Raw genomic sequence first — 26,280 nt, 5'->3', positions numbered from 1 at the left:
GTGAGCCAGCAGCAATCCTAGCCCGGATGTTTTACGCCGGTGCTGCCGAAGCCGCCCCCGCCGCGCGCGGTGTCCGGAAGTTCGTGCACCTCCTCGAACCCCGCGCGGGTCACGGGGGCGAGGACGGCCTGGGCGATGCGCATGCCGCGCTCGACCGTGAAGGGTTCGGTGCCGGCGTTAAGGAGGATGACGCCGACCTCGCCGCGATAGTCCTCGTCGATGGTCCCGGGGGAGTTGGGCAGGACGATGCCGTTCTTGAGCGCGAGGCCGGAGCGGGGGCGGATCTGCCACTCATGGCCGGGCGGCAGGGCGACGCGCAGGCCGGTGGGAATGAGGGCGCGGCCGTTGGGGGGGATGATGACGGGCGCGTCCACCGCGGCCAGCAGATCCATCGCAGCGGCGCCCTCGGTGGCGTAGCTCGGCAGGGGCAGGTCGGCGGCATGGGGCAGGCGGAGGACCTGGATGGTGGCGGCGGTCATCGGGTCAGGGCCTCGGCAATGCGGTCGGCGAGCCGGGCGGCGACTTCCGCCTTGGGCAGGCGAGGCCAGTCCTCGACGCCTGACGCGGTGACGAGGTGGACGGTGTTCTCGGCGCCGCCCATGGCATCGCCTGACACGTCGTTGGCGACGATCCAGTCGCAGCCCTTGCGGGCCAGCTTGGCCTGGGCGTGCTCGACCACCCGCTCGGTCTCGGCGGCGAAGCCGATGACGAGGCGCGGGCGGCTCGGGTGGCGAGAGAGGGTGGCGAGGATGTCGGGGTTGGGGATGAGGGCCAGCGGCGGGGCGGCGTCGTCGGCCGGCTTCTTCATCTTCTGCGTGGCGGCCTCGGCGGGGCGCCAGTCGGCGACGGCGGCGGCGAAGATGGCGGCATCGGCCGGCAGCGCGGCCTCGCAGGCCGCCAGCATCTCGCGGGCGGTCTCGATGTGCTTCACCTCGACGCCCGCCGGGTCCGGGATGGTGACGGGGCCGGAGACGAGGGTGACACGGGCGCCCAGCGCGGCGAGGGCTTGGGCGATGGCATGGCCCTGCTTCCCGGAGGAGCGGTTGGCGAGGTAGCGCACAGGGTCCAGCGGCTCATGCGTCGGGCCTGACGTGACAAGGACGTGGCGGCCGGTCAGTGGCAGGTCGCCGGGTTCGGTGCCGGCCACGGCGTGCGGCGCGGGGCCGGGGGTGGAGGCGCGGGAGGCGGAGAAGGTGGACGGGGCGCTCTCCACGGCGTCTGCTTGGTGGTCAATTTCCTGGGGCAGGCCGTCGGTGAAGCTGGAAGGGCTCGCGGTGCGGCGCGCGGGGGCCGGGTGGCCTTCCTGCGCGGCGATGGCGGCGTCGAGCGCGTCCTCCAACTCGGCATCGGGCGCGCCATGGGCTGGGTCGGACAGGATGGCGGCGATGGCGGCGAGAATGGCAGCAGGTTCAGAGAGGCGGCCGGTGCCGCTCTCGGCCTCGGCCATCGGGCCGTCCTCGGGGCCGATGAACGTCACGCCGCGGGCCATGAGAGTGGCGACATTCGCCCCCGTGGCGGGGTGGGACCACATGGTCGGGTTCATGGCCGGGGCCACCAGCACCGGGCCGTTCCAGGCGAGGAGAGCGGCGCCGGCGAGATCATCCGCCAGGCCCGTGGCCATGCGGGCAATGCGGTCGGCGGAGGCGGGGGCGACGACCACGAGGTCGGTCTCGCGCGCGAGGCGGATATGTCCGCGGGCGGACTCCTCGGCCAGCGACCAGAGGTCCTCGGCCAGGGGGCGGCCGGTGATGGCTTGCAGCGCGTGCGGGGTGACGAAGCGAGCACCGCCAGCGGTCAGCAGGCCGGTGACGGACGCGCCGGCCTTGCCGAGAAGGCGGGCGAGTTCCAGCACCTTGTAGGCAGCCACCGAGCCGGAAACGATGAGGAGGACGCGCTTCCCCGTCAGCATCACAGGCGCCAGCCCGAATGGATGGCGACGATGCCGCCCGAGAGGTTGCGGTGGGTCACGTTCTCCAGCCCCGCCGCGCGGAACATGGCGGAGAGCTGTTCCTGGTCCGGCATCATGCGGATGCTCTCGGCGAGGTAGCGGTAGGACTCGGAGTCCTGGGCCACGCGTTGGCCGATGGCTGGCAAGGCCTTGAAGCTCCAGGCGTCGTAGAGCGGGTCGAGCGCCGCGACCTGCAGGCGGGAGAATTCAAGGACGAGGAAGCGGCCGCCGGGGCGCAGGACGCGGCGGACCTCCCGCAGCACCGCATCCTTGTCTGTGCAGTTGCGGAGGCCGAAGGCCATGGAGACACGCTCCACCGAGCGGTCCGGGAAGGGCAGGCGCTCGGCGTCGCAGCAGACGAAATCGAGGCCGGAGGCGAGACCGCGGGTGAGCGCCCTGCCCTGCCCCACTTCCAGCATGGCGTGGTTGATATCGGCGAGGATGACGCGGCCGGCGCCGCGTTCGCGCGCCAGGAAGCCAACGTCGCCGGTGCCGGCGGCCAGATCCAGCAAGGTGTCGCGCGGGCCGGCGCCAATGGCATTGACGAAGATGCGCTTCCAGACCCGGTGCAGGCCGAGCGACATCAGGTCGTTCATCACGTCGTATTTCGGCGCCACGCTGTCGAAGACCTGGCGGACAAGGCCCGCTTTGCGGTCCCGGGGGACGGGGGTGAAGCCGAAATCGATGGTGTCGGGCCCGGGGCCGGGCTGGGGGTCGTTCTGGGCCATGGGAGGAAGATAGGCCCGGGCGGCGGCGGCGTCACGGCCGCGCCCGTCGGTCGGCGCGGTTCAGGTCGTGGCGGTCGTCTGAATGTTGCCGAAAGCGTCGTAGGTGATGCTGTAGGTAGTCCAGGGCTGGGTGTCGGCCAGGTCGTAGTCGGTGGCGATGGTGCGGCCGTCATTCAGGTGCTGGACGAGGTAGTCGATCCGACCGGTGGCCGCCTCGTAATCCACATCGCTGCGGTTGGCGAAGAAATCGCGGACCGTCGCGTAATCCAGCCGGCCCTGGGTGTCGTAGATAAGAGTGCGGGACTCCCCGGGCAGGGACAGCGGAGCGGGACCGTAATCCTGCTCGGTCACAACGCGGTGGCCGTCATCGTACTGGATGGTCATGTTGGGGATGGCCTCGGTCGGGCGGCGCGGATTGCCAGTCAACTTGTAGGAGACGGTGACGGATGACCAATCGAAGGCGCCGGTGAGGTCATAATCCGTGGCCACCACGCGGCCGCCCAGGCTGGAGTTCACGGCGTAGTCCAGCCTCCCGGTCGCGGCGTCCAGGTCTTCCGAAAGGGTCGAGCCGTCGGCATAGGTCGTCACGGCGTAGTCGAGCCGCCCCAGCGCATCGTAATCGCGCGCGACAATGCGGCCGTTGGTGTAGGAGGTGACGCCGTAATCGGCCAGTCCGGTCGCGGCGTTGTAGTCGACGCTCTCGCGGATCCCGTTCGTGAAACTGGTCGTCACATAGTCCAGCTTGCCCGTCTCCACGCTGTAGTCCTGCATGCGCAGGACGAAGAGGTCATTCAAGGACTGCCCGGGTTCCGGAAGGGGCGCGCCGTTTGCCTCGGTGATGTGATCGAGACGCCCCTGCGCGTCAGTGACAACGGTGCGCTGTCCCGTCGGCACGACGTACACAGAAGAAGAGGTCAGGTTTCCGAACAGGTTTGTCACGGTGACGGTGGAGCCGTCGTCCATGACTGCGATCGTGTCGGTGATGTAGTCGCTGTAGAGCGTGGCAGCGCGGTGGATGGTGTAGGAGTACCAGGGCGACGCGTTTGTCAGGTCGTAGTCCGTGGCGGCCGAGACATAGGTTCCGAACGAGACCGTCTCCGTGGTGAACTGGTAGTCGATACGGCCGTTCGCGGGGGCATAGTCCGTGGTTGTCGTCATGCCATCGAGATCCGAGACGATGTCCGTCAGAACGCGGCCCTGGGCATCGTAGAAGCGGGTCGATTCTCCGGTCGAAGGTTGGCCGGGACCGGGGGCAATCTGGGTCACCCCGGTTCGTCCGTCCTCGTAGGAGGTGGTGACGAGAAACGCGGTCCCGATGGGATTCGCGGGGTCACCTGTGAGGTTAAGCCTCGAGACCTGCGTGGTCCAAGGCCGCTGGTTGTCCTGGTCCAGGTCCGTTCTGACGACGTAGCCGTCCGCGACCTCCATCGTATAATCGAGGAGGTAGGAGGTCCCAACTTTACCCTCGCGCACGATGAAGTAGTTCTCCCGGTCACCCGGGCGGCCCAGATCCAGGGTTCCGTCGTATGATGTTCCGCTCATCGAAGTTCCCGTCCCATCGCCGCGTGCAATCTCGCCGGAGCCTACCCGGGCGCCTATATCGTTGCCATGCCTGAACTGCCCGAAGTCGAGACCGTGATGCGCGGCCTCTCCGCCGTGCTTACCGGCCGCACCATTGGCCGCGCCGAGACCCGCCGCGCCGGATTACGCTGGCCCTTCCCAGAGGGGCTGGCCTATCGACTATCCGGGCGTCGGGTGGAGGGGTTTCGGCGGCGGGGGAAGTACATGCTGATGCGGCTCTCCGAGGGGGAGTCGATGCTGATCCATCTCGGCATGTCCGGGCGGATGGTCGCGCGGCCGCCGGGAGCGGAACCGGTCCCGCGGGAGGGGCCGCAGGGCGCGTTCTCCGATGCACGCGGGGCCGGGGACGGGCTGGCGCATGAGCATCTGCTGCTGGAAACGGGGGATGGCTGGCGCGTGGGCTTCCAGGACCCGCGGCGCTTCGGCTGCGTCGATCTGATGCCGACCGATCAGGAGGACCGCCACAAGCTGCTGGCCGGGATGGGGCCGGAGCCGCTGGAGGCGGGGTTCACCCCGGCGGTACTGTCGCGGTCGCTGGCGGGAAAGGCCACACCGATCAAGGCGGCGCTGCTGGACCAGGGCGTGGTGGCCGGGCTGGGGAACATCTACGTGGCGGAAGCGCTGTTCCGGGCGGGGATCTCGCCGCGGCGCTTGGCGGGCACGGTGCCGGGCGCGCGGGCAGCGCGGCTGGTGCCGGCGATCAGGGCGGTGCTGACCGACGCCATCGAGGCCGGGGGATCGTCCCTGCGGGATTACGTGCGCAGCGATGGGGAGCTCGGGCGGTTCCAGGACCGGTTCGAGGTGTATGACCGGATGGGCCATCCTTGCCCCCGCTGCCCGGGGCCGCCGACTTGTGCGGGGGTGGCGCGGATCGTCCAGGCCGGGCGCAGCAGCTTCTTCTGCCCGCGGACGCAGCGCTGAACGCGGAGGGCACTCCGTGCTTGCAGCGGGATCGTTGGGTGCCCTACGGTTTCGCCCAGGCGCGCGTTTAATGACGCGCCAGGAGGAGGCATCGTCGCATGGCACAGCCATCGCGGACGAACCGATCAGACGGCGGCACGCCGGCCGGGGTTCCTGAACCGCCCGCGGCGCCGGCGAAAGCCGGAGGTTCGCCCGGTTCCCGTCGCGGGCCGTCGATACGCGCGTCGCCCGGGGACCCGGATGCCGTGCGGCTCGGGCTGCTGGACAACACGCTCGGCTTCCATCTGCGCCTGGCGCAGGAGGCCTCCTTCGCCGCCTTCGCGCGCCGCGCGGGCACCGAAGGGCTGAAGCCCGGGCATTTCGCCACACTGGTGGTCATCCATGAGAATGCCGGGTTGTCGCAAACGGCTTTGGGCGCAGCTGTCGGGCGCGACAAATCCACGCTCACGCCGCGGCTGGCGGAGCTGGAGGCGCGCGGGCTGATCCGGCGCGACCGGGCGGCCGCGGACCGTCGAAGCTACGCGCTCAGTCTCACCCCGGCCGGGGAGGACGCGCTGGCGGTGCTGACGGCCCATGCGGCCGCGCATGACCGCGTCCTGGACCGGTTGGTGGGCGTGGAGAACCGCGATGCCCTTTGCCAGGCGCTACGCCGGCTGACAGCCGGGTTGGAAACGGAGGAGACATGACGGACAGCGCCCACACGCGCATGACGGTGCGCGAGGCGACCTTCGCGCTGCTGCGCGATCTCGGCATGACGACGGTGTTCGGAAATCCCGGCTCGACGGAACTGCCCTTCCTCGACCGCTGGCCGTCGGATTTCCGCTACGTACTAGGGCTGCAGGAAGCGAGCGTGCTGGGCATGGCGGATGGCTATGCCCGCGCGAGCGGGCGCTGCGCCTTCGTGAATCTGCATTCGGCAGCGGGCGTGGGGCATGCGCTGGGCAACCTGTTCACGAGCTATCGCAACGCGACGCCCCTCGTGGTGACGGCGGGGCAGCAGACGCGGTCGCTGCTGCCGAACCTGCCCTTCCTGGGTGCCACTGACGCCGCGCAGTTCCCCAGGCCCTATGTGAAGTTCAGCATCGAGCCGGCGCGGGCCGAGGATGTGCCGGCGGCAATTGCACAAGCGCATCGAATCGCGATGCAACGGCCCTTTGGCCCGACCTTCGTCTCCATCCCTTCGGATGACTGGTCGGCGGCCTGCCAGCCCGTGCGGTCGCGCGCGTGGTTCCCCGATGCGGGACCCGATCCGGCGGCGCTGGAGGAGGCGGCGCGCGCCATCGGCGCGGCGCGCCGGCCCGTGCTGGTGGTGGGGCCGGAGGTGGATGCGGAGGGGGCGGGGCCGGCGCTGGTGGCCTTGGCGGAGCGGATCGGGACACCGGTCTGGACCAGCCCCTTCTCCTCGCGCCTTTCCTTCCCCGAGGATCACGCGCTGTTCGCGGGGCATCTGCCGGCGGCGCCGCAGGCGGTGTCGGACGCGCTGATCGCGCATGACCTGGTGCTGGTGGTGGGGGCGCCGGTCTTCACCTTCCATGTGCCGGGCGATTGCGCGCTGTTCCGCTCGGGCGTGCCGATCATCCAGATGACGACGGATGCGGAGGCGGCGTCCTCCGCGCCGGCGGGCATGTCGATCCTGGGCGCGCTGCGGCTCGGGCTTCCGGCACTGGCGGCGCTGTTGCCGGCGGATGCGCGCGCCCTGCCAGCGCCGCGGCCGCGGGCTGCGGTGCCGGAGGCGGGCACGCCTGTCAGTGCGGCCTATGCGCTGCACCGGCTGCACGCAGCCATGCCACGCAATGCCGTACTGGTGGAGGAGGCACCATCGCATCGCCCGGCGATGCAGGCGCAGATGCCGATCCGCAACTGGGGCGGCTTCTTCACCATGGCGAGCGGCGGGCTGGGTTACGGGCTGCCAGCGGCGGTGGGCGTTGCGCTGGCGCATCCCGGGCGGCGTGTGGTGTGCCTGATCGGGGACGGGTCGTTCATGTACTCGCCCCAGGCGCTGTGGACGGCGGTGCAGGAGCGCCTGCCGCTGGCGGTCATCGTGATGAACAATTCCGGCTATGGCGCGATGCGCTCCTTCTCCCGCGTGCTGCAGGTGCGCGACGCGCCAGGGATCGACCTGCCGGGGATCGACTTCGTTTCCATCGCGCGCGGCATGGGATGCCCGGCGCGCGCCGTGGACTCGCCGGAGGCGCTGGATGCCGCGCTGGCCGAGGCGATGGCGGCGGATGGGCCGATGCTGGTGGAAGTGGCGCTCGATAGCGCCGTGGCCTCGCTCTACGACAAGCACTGAGAAAGGGAGGGAACAGGATCATGCTCGACGTGCCCCTGATCATCGGCGAGGGCGAGCGCCCCGCGACCGGCGCCGCCACCTTCGAACGGCGCAACCCCGTGACCGGCGAGGTGGCGACACGTGCCGCCGCCGCGACGGTGGCCGATGCGGAAGCCGCCTGCGACGCGGCCGCCGCGGCCTTTCCCGCATGGTCCGCGATGGGGCCGAGCGCGCGGCGCGCCATCCTGCTGAAGGCGGCGGATGCGCTGGCCGCCAAGGCGCCCGATTTCATCCGACTGATGGCCGAGGAGATCGGCGCGACCGCCGGCTGGGCCGGGTTCAATGTGCATCTCGCGGCCGGCATGCTGCGCGAGGCGGCGGCGATGACGACGCAGACCACGGGCGAGGTGATCCCGTCCGACAAGCCGGGCTGCCTGGCCATGTCGATCCGCGCGCCCGTGGGCGTGGTGCTGGGCATGGCGCCGTGGAACGCGCCGGTGATCCTGGGCGTGCGCGCGCTGGCCCTGCCGCTGGCCTGCGGCAACACCGTGGTGCTGAAGGCAAGCGAAACCTGCCCGGGCACGCACAGCCTGATCGCGCAGGCGCTGCGTGAGGGGGGCGTGCCAGCGGGTGTGGTAAATGTGGTGACGCATTCGGCGGAGGATGCGCCCGCGGTGGTCGAGGCAATGATCGCGCACCGGGCGATCAGGCGGATCAACTTCACTGGGTCCACCAAGGTCGGGCGGATCGTCGCGATGCATGCCGCGCGGCACCTGAAGCCCGTGCTGCTGGAGCTGGGCGGCAAGGCGCCGATGATCGTGCTGGAGGATGCGGATCTGGAGGAGGCTGTGAAGGCCGCGGCCTTCGGCGCCTTCATGAACCAGGGGCAGATCTGCATGTCCACCGAGCGTCTGGTGGTGGTGGAGAGCGTGGCGGACGAGTTCGTGCGGAAGCTGGCCGATTTTGTCGGCACCCTGCCGGTGGGCGATCCGCGCGGGGGCAACGTGTTCCTGGGTTCGGTGGTGGATGAGGCCTCGGCGGTAAAGGTCGAGGGGCTCGTCGCAGATGCGGTGGGCAAGGGCGCCGTGCTGCATGGCGGCGCGGCGCGGACGGGCACGATCATGCCCGCGGCCATTGTGGACCGCGTAGTGCCGGGCATGGCGCTGTACGCGGAGGAGTCCTTCGGGCCGGTGGTGGCCATGATCCGCGTGGCGGATGCGGAGGAGGCGGTGCGCGTCGCCAATGATACGGAATACGGGCTGTCGGCAGCTATCTTCACGCGCGACGTCGCGCGCGGAATCGCGCTGGCGCAGCGGATCGAGAGCGGCATATGCCATGTGAACGGGCCGACCGTGCATGACGAGGCGCAGATGCCCTTCGGCGGCATGAAGGGCAGCGGCTACGGCCGCTTCGGCGGGCGCGCGGGCATTGCGGAGTTCACGGAGCTTCGCTGGATCACGGTGGAGACCCGGCCCGGGCAGTACCCCTTCCCGCCCTCGGCCAAGGCGCCGCCGCCGGCGACGCCCGGCGCGCATTAGGCGCGGCACGTCGGATTAGGAAGGGAACGCAAGACATGCGCATCACCATCACCCGCCGCGCGGCGCTGGCGGCCATTCCGGCGGTCCTGGTGGCGCCCGCGCTGCGCGCGCAGGGCACGGGATACCCTACCAAGCCCGTGCGCATCGTGGTTCCCTTCCCGCCGGGCGGGCTGGTGGACACGCTGGCGCGCTCGGTTTCCCAGTCGCTTGCCGCGAAATTCGGGCAGCCCTTCTTGGTGGACAACCGCACCGGGGCGGGCGGCAATATCGGCGCCGATCTCGTCGCCAAGGCGGCGCCGGATGGCTACACCCTGCTCGCCTCCTCCATGGGGCCGCTGGCGGTGAACCAGTTCATTTATCCGGCCATGCCCTACGACACCAACACGGCTTTCGCGCCCATCACCCTGTTGGCGACGACGCCGAAGGTGGTGTGCGTGGCGAATGCGCGGCCCTGGCGCAACCTGGGCGCGCTGGTGGCTGCGGCCAAGGACCGGCCGGGGCAACTCACCGCCGGTTCCGCGGGCGCGGGCAGCAGCCTCCACTTGGCGCTGGAGCTGTTCAAGGGCGCGACGGGGACGGAGATCCAGCACGTGCCGTATCGTGGTGCGGCGCCGGCGGTGACCGACCTCGTCTCGGGGAACATCGACCTGGTGATCGACAACGTGCCGAACATCCTCGGCCAGATCCGCGGCAATTCCGTGCGGCCGCTCGCTGTGGCCACGGAGAATCGCCTGCCGCAGTTGCCGGATGTGCCCACCACCGCCGAAGCCGGGGTGCCCGGCTTCGTCTTCGGCACCTCCTTCGGCATGGCGGCGCCGGCGGGGACGCCCGATCAGGTGATCGCGACGGTCGCGGAGGCGGTCGCGGCCGCGTTGCGCGACCCCGCGATCGGCGGGCGGCTGGCCGAGCAGGGCACGATCCTGGGCGGCCAGGGCCCGCAGGCCTTTGCGGCCCTGGTGGATGCCGAGAAGCGGACGCTGGAGCCAGTGATCCGGCGCGCCAACATCCGGGCGGATTAGCCGGCTCTACCCCCCGAGTTCGGCGGGTGTGAGGCGCCAGCCCGTCTCGCCGACGGGTGGCTCGACCAGCAGCGGCAGGGCGTTGGGGGTACGGATATTCGCCTCCAGCCCCGCCGCCCAGCGGAAGGCGCGCCAGAGGGCGCCATGGGCCACCACCAGCATCGGGCCGGGATGGGCGGTGGCGCGGTTGATGGCGCGCACGGCCCGCTCGCGCAGAACGGCGAAGGGCTCGGCACCCTCGGGGGTGGCGGTACCGTCGATCCAATCCTGGAACCAGCCGGACATCTCCTGCCCTTCCTGCACCCCGAAGGCGCATTCCTGCAGCTCGTCATCGAGAGTGATGGGAAGCTGCAGCCGGGCGGCCACGATCTCGGCGGTGACGCGGGCGCGGGTGAGCGTGCTGGCATGGATGGCGCGGATGCCCTTCCCCACCAGCGCATCCGCCGCGCGCGCGGCCTGGGCGAGGCCGACCTCGTTCAGCGGGATGTCCACCTGGCCCTGGGAGAGCATTCGGGCGTTCCAGTCCGTCTCGCCGTGACGAAGGAACCAGAAGGGGACGGGGTTGGGTTCGGTCATGGGCCGTTGAAAAGGCCGGGCCGGCCGGATGCTGGGCATCCGCCGGACCCGGCCCCTTTCCTATCTCGGGGTTAGGGACGCGCGCGGGTGGATCAGGCGGCCAGGCCTTCCTGCTCCAGCGTGCGCTTCACGGCCGGGCGCTCCAGCATCGCCTTGAAATGGCGGTCCAGCTTCGGCGGCAGGGTCTGGCCGACGCGGCGGACATGCCAGTACTCGACGAAGAACAGCGCGGTATCGGCGATGGAGAAGCCGTGCGGCAGGGCCCAGGTGTCGCCGGCCCAGTTCTGCTCCACGAGGCCGAAGAACTTTTCCGCATTGGCGCGGGCCTGCTCGACGGCCTTCGGATAGTCCTCCTCCCGCTGGGAGAAGTTGTAGGGACGGAACTGGCGCGTGAAGGCGTGCGGGTGGACGGTCCCGGTGATGTAGTCCACCGCCTCGAGCGCGCGGGCCTGGCCGATCGGATCCTTCGGGGCGAGATTCGCCTCGGGGAAGGCATTGGCGAGGTAGGTGGCGATGGCCGGGAACTCGGTGAGCACGGGGCCGCCATCGCCGAGATCCAGCGCCGGGACCTTCGACTTAGGGTTCACCGCCACGAATTCGGGCTTGCTCTGGGCGCCGTTCTTCAGGTCGACGAGGGACAGCTCGTAGGGCTTGCCGATCTCCTCGAGCAGGATGTGGATGCCGACGGAGCAGGCGGCGGGCGAGTAGTAGAGCTTCATGGCGGATTCCTCGGCCGTGCTGGGCAGATGGGGCGGGACAGGCGGGCGGAGGGTGGCCGGAAACGGGCCGGGGTTGAAGGGGTGGCGGGCGGTTATCTCAGGGTTCCGGCCAGGGGCAGGCGCGCTGGGCTCAGAGGACCGTCTCCAGGCTGCTGAAGCGGACAGGGATGATCTCACGGGCCTGGATCTCGCCGCCGGCATCCTTGTCGATCACCGTCAGCTTCTGTGCCTCTGCCGGGCCGACGGGCAGGACCATGCGACCGCCGGGCCGAAGCTGGTCCAGGAGGACGGAAGGCACGCGCTCCGGCGCGGCAGTCAGCATGATCCGGTCGTAGGGGGCGTGCTCGGCCCAGCCGCGGGATCCGTCACCCACTCGGAAACCGAGATTGGCGTAGCCGAGCTCGTTCAGCAGCGTCTCGGCCTGGGTGGAGAACTCCTCGACAATCTCCACGGTCCAGACCTCTTTAGAGAGTTCCGCCAGAAGCGCCGTCTGGTAGCCGAGGCCGGTGCCGATCTCGAGCACGACATCATCGTGGCCGGGGGCCAGGAGATCGGTCATCACGGCGCAGATGAAGGGCTGCGAGATCGTCTTGTCGAAACCGATGGGCAGGGGCGTGTCCTGATAGGCGACGGCCGCGAGCGCCGGGGGCACGAAGAGGTGGCGGGGCACGCGCTGCATGGCGGCCAGCACCCTGACATCGAGAGAGGGCTTGCCGATCTCCTCGTCCAGCACCTCGGCATGTACCGAGATCAGCTCCACCATGTGCCGGCGCAGCACGGCCAGGTGCCTGTCGGTCAGCGGCTTCATCGCGATGGCCTCCTCTGTTCGGTCCGCCCCGCTTGCGCGACGCAAGCGGGGCGGACCGGGGATCACGCCTTCGGGCCGGTCATCTCCTCGGCGCGCACCCACGCGTCGAACTGCTCGCCCGTGACATGGCCGAGCTTCAGTGCCGCCTCGCGCAGCGTCGTCTCGTCGCGATAGGCGGTCATCGCGATCTTGGCCGAATTCTCGTAGCCGATATGCGGGTTGAGGGCGGTAACGAGCATCAGCGAGTTCTCCAGATGCTCGCGGATGCGGCCCTCGTTCGGCTCGATGCCCCCGGCGCAGTGCTCGTCGAAGGCGCGGCAGGCATCGGCGATCAGCTCGGCCGATTCCAGCACGTTGTGCACCATGACGGGCTTGTAGACGTTGAGCTGGAAGTTGCCCTGGCTGCCGGCAAAGGCCACTGCGGCGTCGTTGCCGAAGACCTGCACGGCGACCATCGTCATCGCCTCGCTCTGCGTCGGGTTCACCTTGCCGGGCATGATGGAGGAGCCGGGCTCGTTCTCGGGGATGCGCAGCTCGGCGAAGCCGGCGCGCGGGCCGCAGGCGTACCAGCGCACGTCGTTGGCGATCTTCATGAGCGCGCCGGCGAGAGTGCGGAGCGAGGCGCTGGCGTTCACCAGATCATCATGCGCGGAGAGCGCCGCGAACTTGTTCGGCGCGGAGACGAAGGGACGGCCCGTCTCCCTTGCGATGTAGCCCGCCGCGGTGTCGCCGAAGGCGGGATGCGCGTTCAGCCCGGTGCCCACCGCGGTGCCGCCGATGGCCAGCTTGTACAGGCCGCTCAGCGCGTGCTCGACGGTTGCGATGCAGTCGTCCAGCTGCGCGACCCAGCCGCCGATCACCTGGCCCAGCGTCACCGGCGTCGCGTCCTGCAGATGGGTACGGCCGACCATCACCACATGGCCGAACCGGCGGGCCTTTGCGTCCAGCGTGTCGCGCAGCTGGCGCACGGCGGGCACCGTGACCTCAGCCATCACCTCCACCGCCGCGATGTGCATGGCGGTGGGAAAGGTGTCGTTCGAGGACTGGCTGTGGTTCACGTCATCGTTCGGATGCACCGGCTTCTTGGAGCCGAGCTGGCCGCCCGCGATCTGGATCGCGCGGTTCGCGATCACCTCGTTGGCGTTCATGTTGGTCTGAGTGCCGGAGCCGGTCTGGAAGACCACCAGGGGGAACTCGGCATCCCATTTGCCCTCGATCACCTCCTGCGCCGCGCGGACGATGAGGTCGGCCCGGTCCCGGGGCAGCTGGCCGAGCTCGGCATTCGCCTGGGCCGCGGCCTTTTTCAGGATGCCGAGCGCGCGGATCACCGGCCGGCCGAAGCGGAAGCGATCGACGCCGATGGGGAAGTTCACGCGGGAACGCTGGGTCTGGGCGCCCCAGAGGCGATCGGCGGGGACCTGGACCTCGCCCATGGAGTCCGTTTCGGTCCGGTACCCCGCCGCCGGGCTGTTCTCTTGCGCCATCCTGTCCTCCGCTGGGGGCCGGGAGCCCGATGGGGCGCCCGATCCTATCGGACGGATAGCTGGCCCGGCCCGGCCCGGCGCTCAACAGCCGGAGCGGTGATCGGGGATCACGACCCGATGATGCAGGCGGCCATGAGCCGTGAGGCCTAGCGGCCGGGGGCGTCTTTCACCACCCGCACGAGATTGCCGATCAGCCCCGGCATCTCCACGGCCTTGGCCGGCAGCCGATCCGCCTCCAGGGTCATGCCGTCCAGGAACCGTCCCCCCGCGGTGTAGAGCGACATTTCCAGCCCCTCGCCGATGATCTCCAGGCGGCAGACGACCTCCTCTTCCCCGGCCTCGCGCCGTGCCCTGGCCACGAGGTCCACGATGTCCTCGATCCCGCCGGTCTGCGCCCCGGCCTCGTCGAGGAATTCAGCGATCTCGGCCTCCACCTCGGTCGGGGGTACCAGGGCTAGGGGCACGCAGCCCCCGCTCGCCTCGAAAACCGCGCCCCGCCAGCCGTCGAAGAGCGCGGCGGCGCGCGCCTCCTCCGGCGTGTCGCCTTCATCGTCCTCGTCCGGGGCGGGAAGGCCGCCCTGCGCGGCGATCTCCTCCCAGACCGGAATGTCCCAGTCGATCTGCAGGCCGAGAAGCACACCGAAGCCGCGCCTTGCCAGTTCCTCGGCATCGCCCGGCGGCAGGTCGCGCGGCTCAGCGCCGGCGAGCATGTCCAGGAGCACGCGCCGGAAGGCACCGGGTGACAGGCCGGCAAGGGCTTCGGGGGAGCGCCAGCCGGCCAGGAACCGGACCTCGAGCGTCTCCTCGACCGCGCCGGACGCGACCAGGCCTTTCCCGATGGAGGCCGCGTCCGGCAGCTGCCCGGGCGGGAGGGCAACAGGAAGGGCGACCAGCTCGGCCCAGCCGGAGGGCCCTACAGCGCCCCCCGCCCCGATCGATGCCAGCGCCTCGGCGATCTCGTCCGCGTTCTGCTCCCCGTGCCGCTCGGCGGCCTTCCGGACCGCGAGGTCGAGAACGTCGTCCCGTCCTGCGGAGAGGAGGTCCTGGGCAAGCGCGTCGAGCTCGCCATCCTCGCCCGCGACAAATGCGGCGAGAAGCCTGTCCGCCGTGGGGCCGGGGGATGTGTCGAAGCGGGGGGCAGGGCGAGGCGAACCCGCCGGCCGGAGGCCGAGCAGCTTCAGGGCCGCCTCACCCCGGAGCAGGCGCTCGCGGTCGATCCAGGCGCGACGGTTCTCCGGCGTTTCCGCCCGTCCCTGCATCCAGCGCCGGAAGGCGCCCCTGTCGGCCCGCTGCACGAATACCTCGACACCCCCGTCGATCATCTCGGCCGCGACGGCCCTGTTCACGGCCAGGCTGGTGTCGATGTCGGTCTCGCCAGGTCGCAGCGTGTCGAGCGTCTCCGCATCGGCGAAATGGGTGAGGAGCACGGCGTCGAGATCCCCCGCGACATCCGCGGCCAGCTCCGCCGCCGTATCGACGATGGCGTCCATTTGGTCCGGCATGGCAGATGTCCCGAGATAAGCCAGGGGTTATGCCCCCCGCAGCGCCTGCCCTCAATCGCGCCGCGAGCTACGGGGCGGGCGCGCCTGCGTGAATGGCCGCGTATCCGGGCCCACTTCGCCACCCCCTCCCCCGGGCCAGAGGCCTCTTGCGCTCAGGCGCACGACCTGGGATTTCCCGCGTCCACATTAACTGCACGTAATCGAAGAGGACGCCTTGCAGGAAGCATTACTGGCGAAGGACGCCGCCCCTGATCTGCGTGCGCGCGTTGCCCGGATGGTCGTGTCGCCCAGGTTTCAGCGGACCGTGACGGCGCTCATCCTGCTCAATGCCGTCACCCTGGGGCTGGAGACCTCCGCCACCGCCATGGCATCCTTCGGGCCGGTGCTGGAATTCGTCGACAGCACCCTGCTCTGGCTGTTCTCGGCCGAGCTGGCTCTGCGGATCTTTGCCTTCCGCAGTCGCTTTTTCCGCGACCCATGGGGGCTCTTCGACCTGGCCATCATCGGCATCTCATGGGCACCTTCGGGCGGTGACCTGGCCGTTCTCCGGTCACTGCGCGTGCTGCGGGTGCTCCGCCTGCTCTCGGTCGTTCCGTCCTTGCGCAACGTCGTCGAGGCGATGCTGGCGGCGCTTCCGGGAATGGGCAGCATCGTGCTGCTTATGGGCCTGATGTTCTACGTCTCGGGCGTGATGACGACCAAGCTGTTCGGCGAGGTCATGCCGGAAAAATTCGGAACCCTCGGCGCCTCCGTCTTCACCCTGTTCCAGCTGATGACCCTGGAAGGCTGGGTCGAGGACATCGTGAAGCCCGCGATGGAGCATCACGCCCTGGCGCTGCTGTTCTTCATCCCCTTCATTGTCATCTCCACCTTCGTGGTGCTGAACCTGTTTCTCGGCGTCATCGTCGAGAGCATTCAGACGCTGCGGGAAACGCGCGAGAGCGCCGATGCCGAGGCGGCGCAGGCCGCCACGGACGCCGCCGCATCGGCCGCCCATGCCGACAGCCAGATGCTCATGTCCGAGCTGCGCGCGCTTCGGACGGAAATCGCGGCACTGCGGGCCGGGCGAGACTAGGGAGATCCCCGGCACGAGCGCCGGGGCCTCCTCCGCCCAGCGTCATTCGGCCGCGAGCGCCACCGTCTCCTCCGCCCGCATCCAGACGGCCGTGTCGTGGAAGACAGCACCGCCCGCGGGCAAGGCGGCATCGTCGCTGGTCAGCACGTTGATTCCGTGGCCCGCCCCACCGAAGGAGGCCGCGGGCCAGATGCTCTCGACCACCACCGTTCCGGGGGTTTGGCCGGGCACGTGACGGGCGTGCAGCACCACCTCGCCACGCGCGTTGCCGAGGCGCATGAGCGCACCGTCGGCGATGCCATAGCGGGCGGCGTCCTCGGGAGCGATCAACGCCTGCGGGCGTCCCTCCCGTTTGCGGGCGTTCGGCGTCTCGGTGAAGGTCGAGTTCAGGAACTGGCGCGCAGGGGCCGCGACGAGGCGCATGGGCCGCTCCTCCGTCGCCAGGTCCACCAGCGGCACCCAGTCCGGCAACCCGGGCAGCTTCCCCTCGATGTCGCCCAGCGCGCGCCAGTCCGCACGGAAGCGAAAGCGCCCGTCGGGATGGCCGAAGCCGTCGAGGAAATGCGCGCGCTCGAATGGGGGCTGCACGTCCAGCCAGCGGCGCTCCGTCATCTCCGCGGCGCCTGGATAGCCGGAGGCGCGCAGCGTCGCGTCGGCCAGCTCCAGCCCGGACATGCGAAAGCTGTGGTCGTCCAGCCCGAGGCGCTGCGCGAGGGCGCAGACGAGGTCGTGGTTGGAACGCGCCTCGCCCGGCGGCTCGATCACCTGCCGCCCGATCTGGACGTGGCTGTGCCCGCCGGCCTGGTAGATATCGTCATGCTCCAGGAAGGTGGTGGCGGGCAGCAGGATGTCGGCATAGCGGGCCGTCTCCGTCATGAACTGCTCGTGCACCACGGTGAACAGGTCCTCGCGCAGGAGCCCGTCGCGCACGCGGTTGCTGTCGGGGCAGACCGAGGCGGGATTGCCGCTCTGGACCAGCAGTGCGTGGACGGGCGGGCCGCCATGCAGCGCCTCCGGGTCGTTCGTGAGGATGCTGGCGATACGGCTCATATCCAGCTCGCGCACGGCGGTATCGCGCCAGCCCGAGCCCTCGATCAGGGACTTGTCCCAGGCAAAGATGCCGCGGTTGTTCCACAGTGCACCCCCGCCCTCGTGCTGCCACTTGCCGGTGACGGTCGGCATGCAGGTGACCGCGTGCATGGAGACGGCGCCGTTGCGCCCGCGGGTGAAGCCGAAGCCCGCGCGGATATAGGCCCGCGGCGTGCCGTTGTAGAGCGCGGCGAACTCCTCAATCGACTGCACCGTCAGCCCCGTGATTGGCGCGGCCCATTCCGGCCCTCGCGTGGCCAGATGAGCTTCCAGCGCCGCCGGGTCGTCCGCGAGGCGCGCCATGTAGTCGCGATCGGCGTACCCGTCGCGGAAGGCGCAGTGCATCACGGCGCAGGCGAGCGCCGCATCGGTGCCCGGCCGGAGTGCGAGGTGCATGTCGGCCGCGGCCGCGGAGCCTGTGCGGTAGGGGTCGATCACCACCAGCTTCGCCCCCCGCTCCTTCCGGGCACGGGTGACATGGGTCATGACGTTGACCTGGGTGGACACCGGATTGGTGCCCCAGAGGACGTTCAGGTCGGCCCGCGCCATCTCCCGCGGGTCCACGCCCGTCACCCGGCCGCACCCTGCCGTCCAGCCCGCGGCGGCAATGGTGGAGCAGATGGTGCCTTTGCGGCCGGACCATCGCATGGCGTGGCGCAGGCGGAAGATCCCATCCCGGTTCACCAGCCCCATGGTGCCTGCCGAGGAGTAGGGCCACACCGCCTGCGTGCCGTGGCGGGCCGCCACCTCGGTGACACTGGCGACGATGCGGTCCAGCGCCTCGTCCCAGGTGATGCGGCGGAACAGGCCGCTGCCCTTCGGGCCGTCCCGCAGCATGGGGTACAGCACGCGGTCGGGGTGATGCACGCGCTCGGCGTAGCGCATCACCTTGTTGCAGATGACGCCCGCCGTGTACGGGTTGTCCGCCCCGCGCACGGTGCCGATAGTGTGCCGATCCAGCACCTCCACCTCCAGGGCGCAGGTGCTCGGGCAGTCGTGCGGGCAGACGGATGCGCGGGTCTCAGGCATGCATCGCTCCCATGAGCTGGCTCATTCGCGTCGTCGGGTAACCAGCGTGGCGGTGGGCTGAACCATCCTCCTAGGCCGAGGAGCCAGTTGGATGCCAGTACAATCCCGCCCGCGCCGGAGGCACGTTGCCCAGCACGAATGCAAGCCGTGTGCCTTGAAGCCCAAATATTCTTGCGCGGCCCCTTCCTTGTGCACCGCATCGACGTCTAGCCTCGCACGAACCAGACGGAGTTGACGCGATGGGCCTGACGCGCCGCAATCTCCTTTCGGGAGCCGCTTCCGCCCCCGTTCTTCTCAGCGCATCCCAGGCGCTCGCCCAGGGCATCCAGCCCCGGCGGGGCGGCATCCTCAACGTCATCCTGAACCCCGAGCCGCCCGTCCTGCAGATCGGCGTCAACAATCAGACGCCAACCCTGATCCAGGGCACCAAGATCACGCAGGGCCTGCTGAAGTTCTCGCCGACCCTGGAGCCGATGCCCGAGCTGGCGAAGAGCTGGACGGTCAGCCCGGACGGGCTGGAATACGTGTTCCGGCTGCAGGAGAACGTGAAATGGCATGACGGTCGCCCCTTCACCGCCGCCGATGTCATCTACTCCGTCATGACCTTCAACCGGGAGGTTGCGCCCCGGCTGCGCGGCGTCCTCTCCGGCATCGCGGAGGCGACGGCGCCCGACGCGCATACGGTGCGCTTCGTCCTGAAGCAGCCCTTCCAGCCTTTTCTGCTGTGCTTCGACGCGACCGCCCTGCCGATCGTCGCAAAGCACGTCTATGACGGCAGCGACATCCGGGCGAACCCCGCCAATGCCAGGCCCATCGGCACCGGCCCGTTCCGCTTCGTCGAGTGGCAGCGCGGCAACTTCGTCCGGATGGAGCGGTACGAGGAGTACTGGAAGCCCGGCCAGCCCTATCTCGACGGCATTCTCTGGCGTGTGGTGCCGGACGGGCAGAGCCGCCGTGTCGCGCTGACGGGTGGGCAGGTGCAGATGTCGACCGCCACCGATATCGAGCCCTTCGACATCCCTGCCCTCCGCCAGGCATCGAACCTGGAGGTAACGACCAAGGGCTGGGAGTACTTCTCTCCCATGTTCTGGTACGAGCCGAACCATCGGGTGAAGCCCTTCGACGACAAGCGCGTGCGTCAGGCGATGAGCCTGGCGCTGGACCGCAACTTCATCGTCAACCGCCTCTGGTTCGGGCTGGGCAAGGCCGCCACCGGCCCCGTCTCCTCCACCACCCGCTTCTACGATGGCAGCGCCCGGGTCGGAGCCTTCGACCTGGCCACGGCCCGCGCCCTGCTGGACGAGGCCGGGCTGCGCCCCAACGCCCAGGGCATCCGCGGCTCCTTCAAACATGTCATCCCGCCCTATGGCGAGATCTGGAACCGCATGGGCGAGTACTTCCGCCAAGCCATGCGCCAGATCGGCTTCGAGGTGACGCTGGAATCCACCGATGCCGGAACCTGGGGTTCGCGCGTCGCGAACTGGGATTTCGAGACGACCTCCAACGTCCTCTATCAGTTCGGCGACCCGACGCTCGGGGTGGAGCGCAGCTACGTCACCTCCAACATCCAAAAGATCCTCTTCACCAACACCTCCGGCTACTCCAATCCTCGGGTGGACGAGCTCTTCCTCAAGGGCCGCACCTCCGGCACCGAAGAGGAACGGCGCGCCGCCTTCTCGGAGGCGCAGAAGCTGCTTGTCGAGGACATGCCGTTGCTCTGGGTGGTGGAGGTGAACTACCCGACCGTGACGGACCGGCGGCTGCGCAACGCCGTGCAGCTCGGCACCGGCAATCACGCCTCCTACGACGACGTCTTCCTCGCCTCCTGACGCCGGCCCATGGAATGGTCGCGCCTGCCCGGCTTCCTACTGCGCCGGGCACTGAAGTCGGTCGCGGTCATCCTCGCGATCGTGGTCTGCAACTTCCTCCTGATCCATGCGGCGCCGGGTGATCCGGCGACCGTCATGGCCGGGCAGTCCGGTGCGGCGGACCCGCAATACATGGAGCAGCTCCGCCGCCAGTTCGGCCTGGACCAGCCGCTGACGACGCAGCTCTGGATCTATCTCAAGGGCGTGCTGCAGCTCGACCTGGGCTTCAGCCACCGCCAGCAGACACCCGTTGCCGCCCTGATCGCGGATCGGCTTCCCGCGACGCTTATCCTCACCGGTGCCGCCTTCCTCGTCGCCATTGCGGGCGGCGTCGCCATGGGAGCGCTGGCCGCGCGGCGCGTCGGAACCTGGGCCGACAGCGTCATCACCGTCGTCGCGCTCGCCTTCTATGCCACTCCCCTCTTCTGGGTCGGGCTGATGCTCGTGCTGCTGTTCAGCGTCACGCTGAACTGGCTGCCGGGCTTCGGGATGAGTGACCCGGGGCTGAACGCCACCGGGCTCGCCCTCGCGCTCGATGTGGCGCGGCACCTTATCCTGCCCTCGCTGACGCTCGGCCTCTTCTATCTCGCGGTTTATGCCCGGCTGACGCGGGCGACGATGCTGGAGGTGGCGGACCAGGACTTCGTGAAAACCGCCCGCGCCAAGGGCGTGCCGGAGGGCCGCGTGCTACGCTCCCACATCCTCCGCAATGCCCTGCTGCCGGTTATTACCTTCGCGGGGATTCAGGCCGGGCAGCTCGTGGGCGGCTCTATCCTCGTCGAGACGGTCTTCGCCTGGCCCGGCATCGGGCGACTGGCCTTCGAGGCGCTGCTGGCCCGCGACTATCAGGTTCTCATGGGCGTCTTCTTCGTCACCTCCGTCGTCGTGGTGGCCTTCAACGTCCTGACTGACCTGCTCTACGCCATTGTCGATCCGCGCGTGGAGATGGCGTGATGAACCTCCTCCGTCGGTTCGCGCGCCACCCTGGCGCGGTGGTCGGCGCCGTGGTGCTGGCCGCCGTGATCGCGGTCGCGCTGCTCGCCCCCATTCTGTTTCCCGGCTCGCCCTGGGACATGGCGGGCGCGCCGTTCTCTCCACCCGGGGAGGACGGCATGCTGCTCGGTTCGGACAGCCTGGGACGCGATGTCGCGGCCGGGATCGCCTATGGCGCGCGGGTCTCGCTGCTGGTGGGCGTGGTGGCAACCGCCGTCTCCATCCTGTTCGGCGTCGCTCTCGGCGCGGCCGCCGGTTACCTGGGCGGCGTCGTGGACGACCTGGTGATGCGCTTCACCGAGTTCTTCCAGACCATCCCGTCCTTCGTGCTAGCCATCCTGCTTGTGGCCATCTTCACGCCCTCCATCACCTCCATCGTCGCGGCCATCGCCATCGTCTCCTGGCCGCCCGTGGCGCGGGTGGTAAGGGCGGAGTTCCTGTCCCTTCGCGGGCGGGAGTTCGTGCAGGCGGCGGAAGTGCTGGGCAAGGGGCCGCTCTCGATTGCGGTCACGGACATCCTGCCCAACGCCCTCTCGCCGATCATCGTGCTCGCCTCCCTCAACACGGCCAGCGCCATCCTGCTGGAGAGCTCGCTCTCCTTCCTCGGGCTGGGGGACCCCAACCTCATGTCCTGGGGCTTCCTCATCGGCTCGGGCCGCTCCGTGCTCCAGCTGGCCTGGTGGATGAGCGTCTTTCCGGGCATCGCCATCTTTCTCACCGTCCTCGCACTGAACCTGATCGGAGAGGGCCTGTCCGATGCAATGAACCCAAGGCTGCGGAAGCGGGGCACCCGATGAGTTCCCCTGGGAGCCTGCTCTCCGTCGAGGGCCTCACGATCGGCCTTCCTCCCGGCGGCGACCGCCCCCACGCCATCGAGGGCATCACCCTCGCCGTCGCGCCGGGCGAGATCCTCTGCGTGGTGGGGGAGAGCGGCTCGGGCAAGTCGATGACGGCCAACGCCGCCATGGGGCTGCTGCCACCGGGCCTGCCGGTGCAATCGGGGCGCATCCTGTTCGAGGGCCAGGACCTGCTGAAGGCCTCGCCCGAGGCAATGCGGCGCCTGCGCGGCTCGCGTGTTGCCATGATCTTCCAGGAGCCGATGACCGCGCTGAACCCTCTGATGCGGGTGGGAGACCAGATCGCGGAGGTGCTGCGCGTGCACGGCGCCGGCGCCGATGCGGCGCGGCGCGTGCCGGAGCTTCTGGCGGCCGTGAACCTGCCGGACCCCGCGCGCCTGGCGCGGTCCTACCCCTTCCGCCTCTCCGGCGGGCAGCGCCAGCGCGTGATGATCGCCATGGCGCTGGCGCTGGAGCCTGCCCTGCTGATCGCGGACGAGCCGACCACCGCGCTCGACGTGACAACGCAGATGCAGATCCTCCGCCTGATCCGCGAGGTGCAGACCCGTCGCGGCACGGGCGTGATGTTCATCACCCATGATTTCGGCGTGGTGGCGGAAATCGCCGATCGGGTGGCGGTGATGCAGCATGGCCGCATCGTCGAGAGCGGCACGGCCGACCAGGTGCTGAACGCGCCGCGGCACGACTACACCCGCTCGCTCATCGCCGCCGTGCCGAAGGGAACGGCGCCGGTGCGGAAGTTGGCGGAACCGGGCGCACCGATCCTGACGCTGAAGGGGGTCCGCAAGACCTATCACCGCGGCGGCGGCCTGTTCGGCAAGGGACAGTCCTTCCCCGCTGTGCAGGATGCCGACCTCGCCCTCCATCGCGGGGAGACGCTAGGGATCGTGGGCGAGAGCGGCTCGGGCAAGTCCACCCTGGCGCGCATGCTGGTCCGGCTGGTGCGGCCCGAGGAGGGCGAGATCCTCTTTCACGGCACCGATCTGCGCCCGCTGAGCCGCACGGGCTGGAAGCCCTTCCGCCACCGCATCCAGATGGTCTTTCAAGACCCGTACGCCTCGCTCAACCCGCGCCGTTCGGTCGGTGACGCGATCGCGGAAGGGCCCGTCACCCACGGCGTCTCGCGTGCCGTGGCGCTGGGGCGTGCGCGGGACCTGCTGCGCCTGGTGCAGCTCGATCCCGGCGTGATGGACCGGTACCCGCACGAGTTCTCGGGCGGGCAGCGGCAGCGCATCGGCCTGGCCCGTGCCCTGGCGATGGAGCCGGAGCTGCTGATCGCGGACGAGCCCGTCTCGGCACTGGACGTGTCCGTGCAGGCGCAGGTGCTGGAGCTTCTGGCCGACATCCGTAAGCGCCTTGGCCTGACAATGCTCTTCATCACGCACGACTTGCGCGTGGCGGCGGAGATCTGCGACCGGGTGGCCGTGATGCAGCGCGGCACGATCGTGGAGCAGGGACCAACCGGGCAGGTCTTTCAGGCGCCCGCCCACGCCTACACCCGGACCTTGCTGGACAGCATACCGGGGCGTGGCTGGATGCCGCGGGCAACCGGGCAGATATGACGTAGCCCGTCCCCTTGGCACGGTCCGCCCTGGCCCGGATCCTGGCGGGCGGGACGACAAGGAGGCGATGGTTGATGGAAGACAGAAGCGCCGACCCTCCGACCACGACGCGCTTTGACCCCCGCGCGCACCGGATGGTGGCGGAGCAGCGCTGGTTCGACGACTTCCGGCTCGGCGAGCGCTTCCCGTTGCCGAGCCGCACCATGACAGAGGCCATCTTCCTCGCCTTCCAGGCGGCCAGCGGCGACAACCATCCCATCCACTATGATCGCGCCTATTGCCGGGCCCACGGCCTGCCCGACATGCTGGCCCATGGCTATCAGGTGGCCATTCAGACCGCGGCGGGCGCGGGCTTGTTCCCGCATCTCGTGCAGGATTCGCTCAAGGCCTTCCTCGAGCAGTCCAGCCGCTTCCTGCGTCCCGTTTTCGTGGGGGACACGCTCTACCCGGCGCTGGAGGTCGACGAGATCACGCCGAACCGGACGACCGGCGTGCTCGGGCTACGCAGCACCGTCCACAATCAGGATGGCCTGCTGGTCCTGGATGGGCGGCACCGGTATCTCATCCGGCGGCACCCGGCGGCCATCGCTGCTCCCCCGGGCGAGCCGGACTGACCTCCTGGCGGGCTCCGCTCGCCGCGGCGCGGTCTCTGCAACGGCAGCGGCCGGCTTGGCCCTACCCGTCCCGGAAGCGGGCAGGATCCTCGATGCCGAGTTCGGCGGCCTTGGCATCGAAGGCCGCGTCGTAGATCTCCGTCAGGCGGGTCGTGGCTCCGCCATCGACGGTCCTTTCCTCCATCAGCTCGGACAGGGCTGGCAGGTCGGCCTCGACCGCGACGGCCATCAGATGCGACGCCTGGGCCGCAAGGCCGGCGGAGTGCATCGTCTCGACGGCAATCCTCGCTTCCGAAATGGCAAGCTGCCTCTCGAGCTCGGCGGCCTGCTGTTCCAGCGCCTCGGTCTGGCGGGACTGTGCGGCGAGAGCGGCCTTAAGATGCTCCACCTTCGCCGTGGCCTCGAGCACTGCGGCCTCCAGGCGGTCTCCCAGCCCCTGGAGGGCCGAGGGCTGCGTCGCTGCGCCTTGTTCGTGTCGCATCGGAACTCGCTGGATCGGAAGCGCGCCCCATAGGCCATTTCCGGCCGGGGAGGGAGAGGTCGAGGCGCCATGCACTCGCCCGCATCCCGGTGCCCCACTGTTCGTGCCGCGACACGGCGTGGCAAGCTGGCGTGATGACCGACCCCGCCCTGTCCCGCCTCGTCCGTGTCCGCTCCTACGGCGCGGAGATCCGCGATGCGGGCCGGACCTTCCGTCTGGCTGCGGATACGGATATCCGCGCCGCGCTCAAGCGGGCCGCCCTGGCCGCCGTTCCGAAGATCGAGGGGTGGACCCTGCGCGTGTTCACCGTGGATCGGACCGCCGAAGGTGAGCGGGTTGCCGCCGTGCTCGACCGCCTCGCGCGTCGCGAGATGGGCGGCCCCGACTTCGCGGCCGCCCTCGCGGCCACCCTCGATGACGCCAGTGCCGTCCTGGCCGTTGCGGCAAGGGATGCCCGGCGGGTGGAGCGGGTGCGTTCCGGCCTCGGTGGGGCACCCGCGTGACGAACACTCATCCTCCCCGGGATCGGCGGGCGACGGCCCGCGCTGAGAGGCGGCCCGGCTAGCTCGGCCCGGCGCGGTCCTGGCCATCGGGCCCGCGCATATAGGCCACGGCCGTCTGCCCCGGCAGCGCCGAGAGAAAACGGCTCAGCACCCGTGCTGGCAGCAGGCCAAGGACCCGGGCGCTCGCCGCCATCCAGAACGGGAAGCTCACGCGTCCCCTTCCCTGCCGGGCCGCGTGAAGGATGATGGCGGCGGCCTGCTCGGCCGTCATCAGCCCGGGCATGTTGAAGCTGTTGCGCTCCGTCATCCCGCTGCGGACATAGCCAGGGCAGCAGCTGGTCATGAGGATGCCGTGCCGCCGCGCGACTACGCCCGTCGCCTGGGTCCATGCGTCCACGGCCATCTTCGACGCCGCATAGGCCGGTGCGCCCGGGGTGGCGACATAGATGGCCATCGAGGCGACGACGGCGATGCGGCCGCGCACGCCTTCGGTATCGGGCGATTGGGCCAGCATTGCCGTCAGGGCGGGCTGCACCGTATTCAGCACACCGCCGAGATTGACGTCGAATACCTCGCGCGACTGATCGGCGGTCTCGAGCTCCCCGCCCGTGCCCGCCGTCACGCCCGCATTCGCCACGACCAGGTCGAGAGGCCCAACCCCTCGCACCCAGTCGGCCATGCCCGGGGCATCGCGCACGTCGAGCAGACGCGCATGCACCTCGGCTCCCCTGGCCCTTGCCTCTGCGGCGGCCGCGTTCAGTCGCCCCTCATTCCGACCGGACAGGTGCAGCACGACCCCCGGACCGGCGCAGGCGAGGGTGAGCGCCCGACCAATCCCGCCGGAGGCGCCGGTGATGAGGATGTTCCGGAAGGTCGTCATGTCTGTGCTCCGCCCATTCAGGCCGTGTCGGGCTTCCCAAGCATCGGGGCGGAGCTGGGTTGCCTGGAAACTGCGCTGACGGCTGCATGCCGGGGTCGAGCGTGAACGTCCCGGGAGAAGCCATGCCGCCAAGCCCGTTAAAGCCGGGGTCTTGGAATACCGCCAATGTCGCCGCTCACCTGAAGGAGGAGCGTTGAACCCTTGTGGAAAGCCAAATGCTTGACGTCGACAGC

The 26,280-nt window shown here is 69.8% G+C and carries 24 protein-coding genes; 12 read left to right on the top strand and 12 right to left on the bottom strand.

Features of this window, described 5'->3' with window-relative positions; translation table 11 throughout:
* Positions 1-17: 17 nt before the first annotated feature.
* Genes dut through ACVBD7_RS00215 form a run of 4 tightly spaced genes read right to left on the bottom strand, consistent with a single transcriptional unit; the run spans position 18 to position 4,218 of the window.
* A complete protein-coding gene (gene dut, locus ACVBD7_RS00230) occupies positions 18-479 on the bottom strand; it encodes a dUTP diphosphatase (protein ID WP_458095511.1) in 462 nt (153 codons plus the stop codon).
* The gene (locus tag ACVBD7_RS00225) at positions 476-1,909 is read right to left on the bottom strand and encodes a bifunctional phosphopantothenoylcysteine decarboxylase/phosphopantothenate synthase (protein ID WP_458095510.1); all 1,434 of its coding nucleotides are present in this window, start codon (positions 1,907-1,909) and stop codon (positions 476-478) included. Before ACVBD7_RS00225 ends, dut begins: the two co-directional genes overlap by 4 nt.
* Complete coding sequence (locus ACVBD7_RS00220) at positions 1,909-2,676, bottom strand: class I SAM-dependent methyltransferase (protein ID WP_458095509.1); 768 nt, start codon at positions 2,674-2,676, stop codon at positions 1,909-1,911. Before ACVBD7_RS00220 ends, ACVBD7_RS00225 begins: the two co-directional genes overlap by 1 nt.
* Positions 2,677-2,736: 60 nt before the next feature.
* Positions 2,737-4,218 (bottom strand): hypothetical protein, encoded by a 1,482-nt coding sequence (locus tag ACVBD7_RS00215; RefSeq protein ID WP_458095508.1) that lies wholly within the window; start codon positions 4,216-4,218, stop codon positions 2,737-2,739.
* A gap of 66 nt (positions 4,219-4,284) precedes the next feature.
* On the opposite strand from ACVBD7_RS00215, the gene mutM reads away from it, so the two are divergent.
* The 5 genes from mutM (at position 4,285) to ACVBD7_RS00190 (ending at position 10,007) form a co-directional block, all read left to right on the top strand.
* Complete coding sequence (mutM, locus tag ACVBD7_RS00210; protein WP_458095507.1) at positions 4,285-5,178, top strand: bifunctional DNA-formamidopyrimidine glycosylase/DNA-(apurinic or apyrimidinic site) lyase; 894 nt, start codon at positions 4,285-4,287, stop codon at positions 5,176-5,178.
* A 245-nt stretch (positions 5,179-5,423) separates the two neighbouring features.
* Complete coding sequence (locus ACVBD7_RS00205; RefSeq protein WP_458095506.1) at positions 5,424-5,864, top strand: MarR family winged helix-turn-helix transcriptional regulator; 441 nt, start codon at positions 5,424-5,426, stop codon at positions 5,862-5,864.
* A complete protein-coding gene (gene mdlC, locus ACVBD7_RS00200) occupies positions 5,861-7,471 on the top strand; it encodes a benzoylformate decarboxylase (RefSeq protein WP_458095505.1) in 1,611 nt (536 codons plus the stop codon). The genes ACVBD7_RS00205 and mdlC overlap by 4 nt, the downstream gene beginning before the upstream one ends.
* A 20-nt stretch (positions 7,472-7,491) precedes the next feature.
* Entirely contained in the window at positions 7,492-8,988 is a 1,497-nt protein-coding gene (locus ACVBD7_RS00195; RefSeq protein ID WP_458095504.1) for an aldehyde dehydrogenase, read from the top strand.
* Between the two features lie 35 nt (positions 8,989-9,023).
* Entirely contained in the window at positions 9,024-10,007 is a 984-nt protein-coding gene (locus ACVBD7_RS00190; protein WP_458095503.1) for a Bug family tripartite tricarboxylate transporter substrate binding protein, read from the top strand.
* Positions 10,008-10,013: 6 nt separating this feature from the next.
* On the opposite strand, the gene ACVBD7_RS00185 is transcribed toward ACVBD7_RS00190, so the two are convergent.
* The 5 genes from ACVBD7_RS00185 to ACVBD7_RS00165 all read right to left on the bottom strand — a co-directional run bounded on the left by ACVBD7_RS00185 (position 10,014) and on the right by ACVBD7_RS00165 (position 15,096).
* Positions 10,014-10,583, bottom strand: coding sequence for a histidine phosphatase family protein (locus ACVBD7_RS00185; RefSeq protein WP_458095502.1), 570 nt, complete (start codon positions 10,581-10,583; stop codon positions 10,014-10,016).
* A 92-nt stretch (positions 10,584-10,675) separates the two neighbouring features.
* The gene (locus ACVBD7_RS00180; protein WP_458095501.1) at positions 10,676-11,302 is read right to left on the bottom strand and encodes a glutathione S-transferase family protein; all 627 of its coding nucleotides are present in this window, start codon (positions 11,300-11,302) and stop codon (positions 10,676-10,678) included.
* Positions 11,303-11,432: 130 nt separating this feature from the next.
* Complete coding sequence (locus tag ACVBD7_RS00175) at positions 11,433-12,110, bottom strand: protein-L-isoaspartate(D-aspartate) O-methyltransferase (RefSeq protein ID WP_458095500.1); 678 nt, start codon at positions 12,108-12,110, stop codon at positions 11,433-11,435.
* Between the two features lie 62 nt (positions 12,111-12,172).
* A complete protein-coding gene (fumC, locus tag ACVBD7_RS00170) occupies positions 12,173-13,594 on the bottom strand; it encodes a class II fumarate hydratase (protein ID WP_458095499.1) in 1,422 nt (473 codons plus the stop codon).
* A gap of 146 nt (positions 13,595-13,740) precedes the next feature.
* Complete coding sequence (locus ACVBD7_RS00165) at positions 13,741-15,096, bottom strand: hypothetical protein (RefSeq protein WP_458095498.1); 1,356 nt, start codon at positions 15,094-15,096, stop codon at positions 13,741-13,743.
* Positions 15,097-15,400: 304 nt separating this feature from the next.
* On the opposite strand from ACVBD7_RS00165, the gene ACVBD7_RS00160 reads away from it, so the two are divergent.
* Positions 15,401-16,171 carry an ion transporter gene (locus tag ACVBD7_RS00160; RefSeq protein ID WP_458095497.1) on the top strand — a complete coding sequence of 257 codons (771 nt, stop codon included), beginning with the start codon at positions 15,401-15,403 and terminating at the stop codon, positions 16,169-16,171.
* Between the two features lie 42 nt (positions 16,172-16,213).
* Here ACVBD7_RS00160 and ACVBD7_RS00155 read toward each other — a convergent pair whose 3' ends face one another.
* Positions 16,214-18,289 carry a molybdopterin oxidoreductase family protein gene (locus ACVBD7_RS00155; RefSeq protein WP_458095496.1) on the bottom strand — a complete coding sequence of 692 codons (2,076 nt, stop codon included), beginning with the start codon at positions 18,287-18,289 and terminating at the stop codon, positions 16,214-16,216.
* Positions 18,290-18,528: 239 nt separating this feature from the next.
* On the opposite strand from ACVBD7_RS00155, the gene ACVBD7_RS00150 reads away from it, so the two are divergent.
* The 5 genes from ACVBD7_RS00150 to ACVBD7_RS00130 all read left to right on the top strand — a co-directional run bounded on the left by ACVBD7_RS00150 (position 18,529) and on the right by ACVBD7_RS00130 (position 24,183).
* Positions 18,529-20,118: an ABC transporter substrate-binding protein gene (locus tag ACVBD7_RS00150; protein WP_458095495.1), complete on the top strand. Its 1,590-nt coding sequence runs from the start codon at positions 18,529-18,531 to the stop codon at positions 20,116-20,118.
* Between the two features lie 9 nt (positions 20,119-20,127).
* Entirely contained in the window at positions 20,128-21,111 is a 984-nt protein-coding gene (locus ACVBD7_RS00145; RefSeq protein ID WP_458095494.1) for an ABC transporter permease, read from the top strand.
* The gene (locus ACVBD7_RS00140; RefSeq protein WP_458095493.1) at positions 21,111-21,947 is read left to right on the top strand and encodes an ABC transporter permease; all 837 of its coding nucleotides are present in this window, start codon (positions 21,111-21,113) and stop codon (positions 21,945-21,947) included. Before ACVBD7_RS00145 ends, ACVBD7_RS00140 begins: the two co-directional genes overlap by 1 nt.
* Positions 21,944-23,569, top strand: a complete 1,626-nt coding sequence (locus ACVBD7_RS00135) for an ABC transporter ATP-binding protein (protein ID WP_458095492.1) — start codon at positions 21,944-21,946, stop codon at positions 23,567-23,569. The genes ACVBD7_RS00140 and ACVBD7_RS00135 overlap by 4 nt, the downstream gene beginning before the upstream one ends.
* 74 nt (positions 23,570-23,643) lie before the next feature.
* Positions 23,644-24,183 carry a MaoC family dehydratase gene (locus ACVBD7_RS00130; protein ID WP_458095491.1) on the top strand — a complete coding sequence of 180 codons (540 nt, stop codon included), beginning with the start codon at positions 23,644-23,646 and terminating at the stop codon, positions 24,181-24,183.
* Positions 24,184-24,244: 61 nt separating this feature from the next.
* Here ACVBD7_RS00130 and ACVBD7_RS00125 read toward each other — a convergent pair whose 3' ends face one another.
* Positions 24,245-24,664, bottom strand: coding sequence for a hypothetical protein (locus ACVBD7_RS00125; RefSeq protein WP_458095490.1), 420 nt, complete (start codon positions 24,662-24,664; stop codon positions 24,245-24,247).
* 134 nt (positions 24,665-24,798) lie between these two features.
* Here ACVBD7_RS00125 and ACVBD7_RS00120 point away from each other — a divergent pair, with 134 nt between their 5' ends.
* Entirely contained in the window at positions 24,799-25,167 is a 369-nt protein-coding gene (locus tag ACVBD7_RS00120; RefSeq protein WP_458095489.1) for a hypothetical protein, read from the top strand.
* A gap of 58 nt (positions 25,168-25,225) precedes the next feature.
* Here ACVBD7_RS00120 and ACVBD7_RS00115 read toward each other — a convergent pair whose 3' ends face one another.
* Positions 25,226-26,047 (bottom strand): SDR family NAD(P)-dependent oxidoreductase, encoded by an 822-nt coding sequence (locus ACVBD7_RS00115; RefSeq protein WP_458095488.1) that lies wholly within the window; start codon positions 26,045-26,047, stop codon positions 25,226-25,228.
* Positions 26,048-26,280 lie beyond the last annotated feature (233 nt).

The sequence above is a fragment of the Roseomonas sp. WA12 genome (assembly GCF_054165765.1).
Note: the sequence above shows the minus strand (reverse complement) of the source record. Positions and strands in the feature narration are given on the sequence as shown.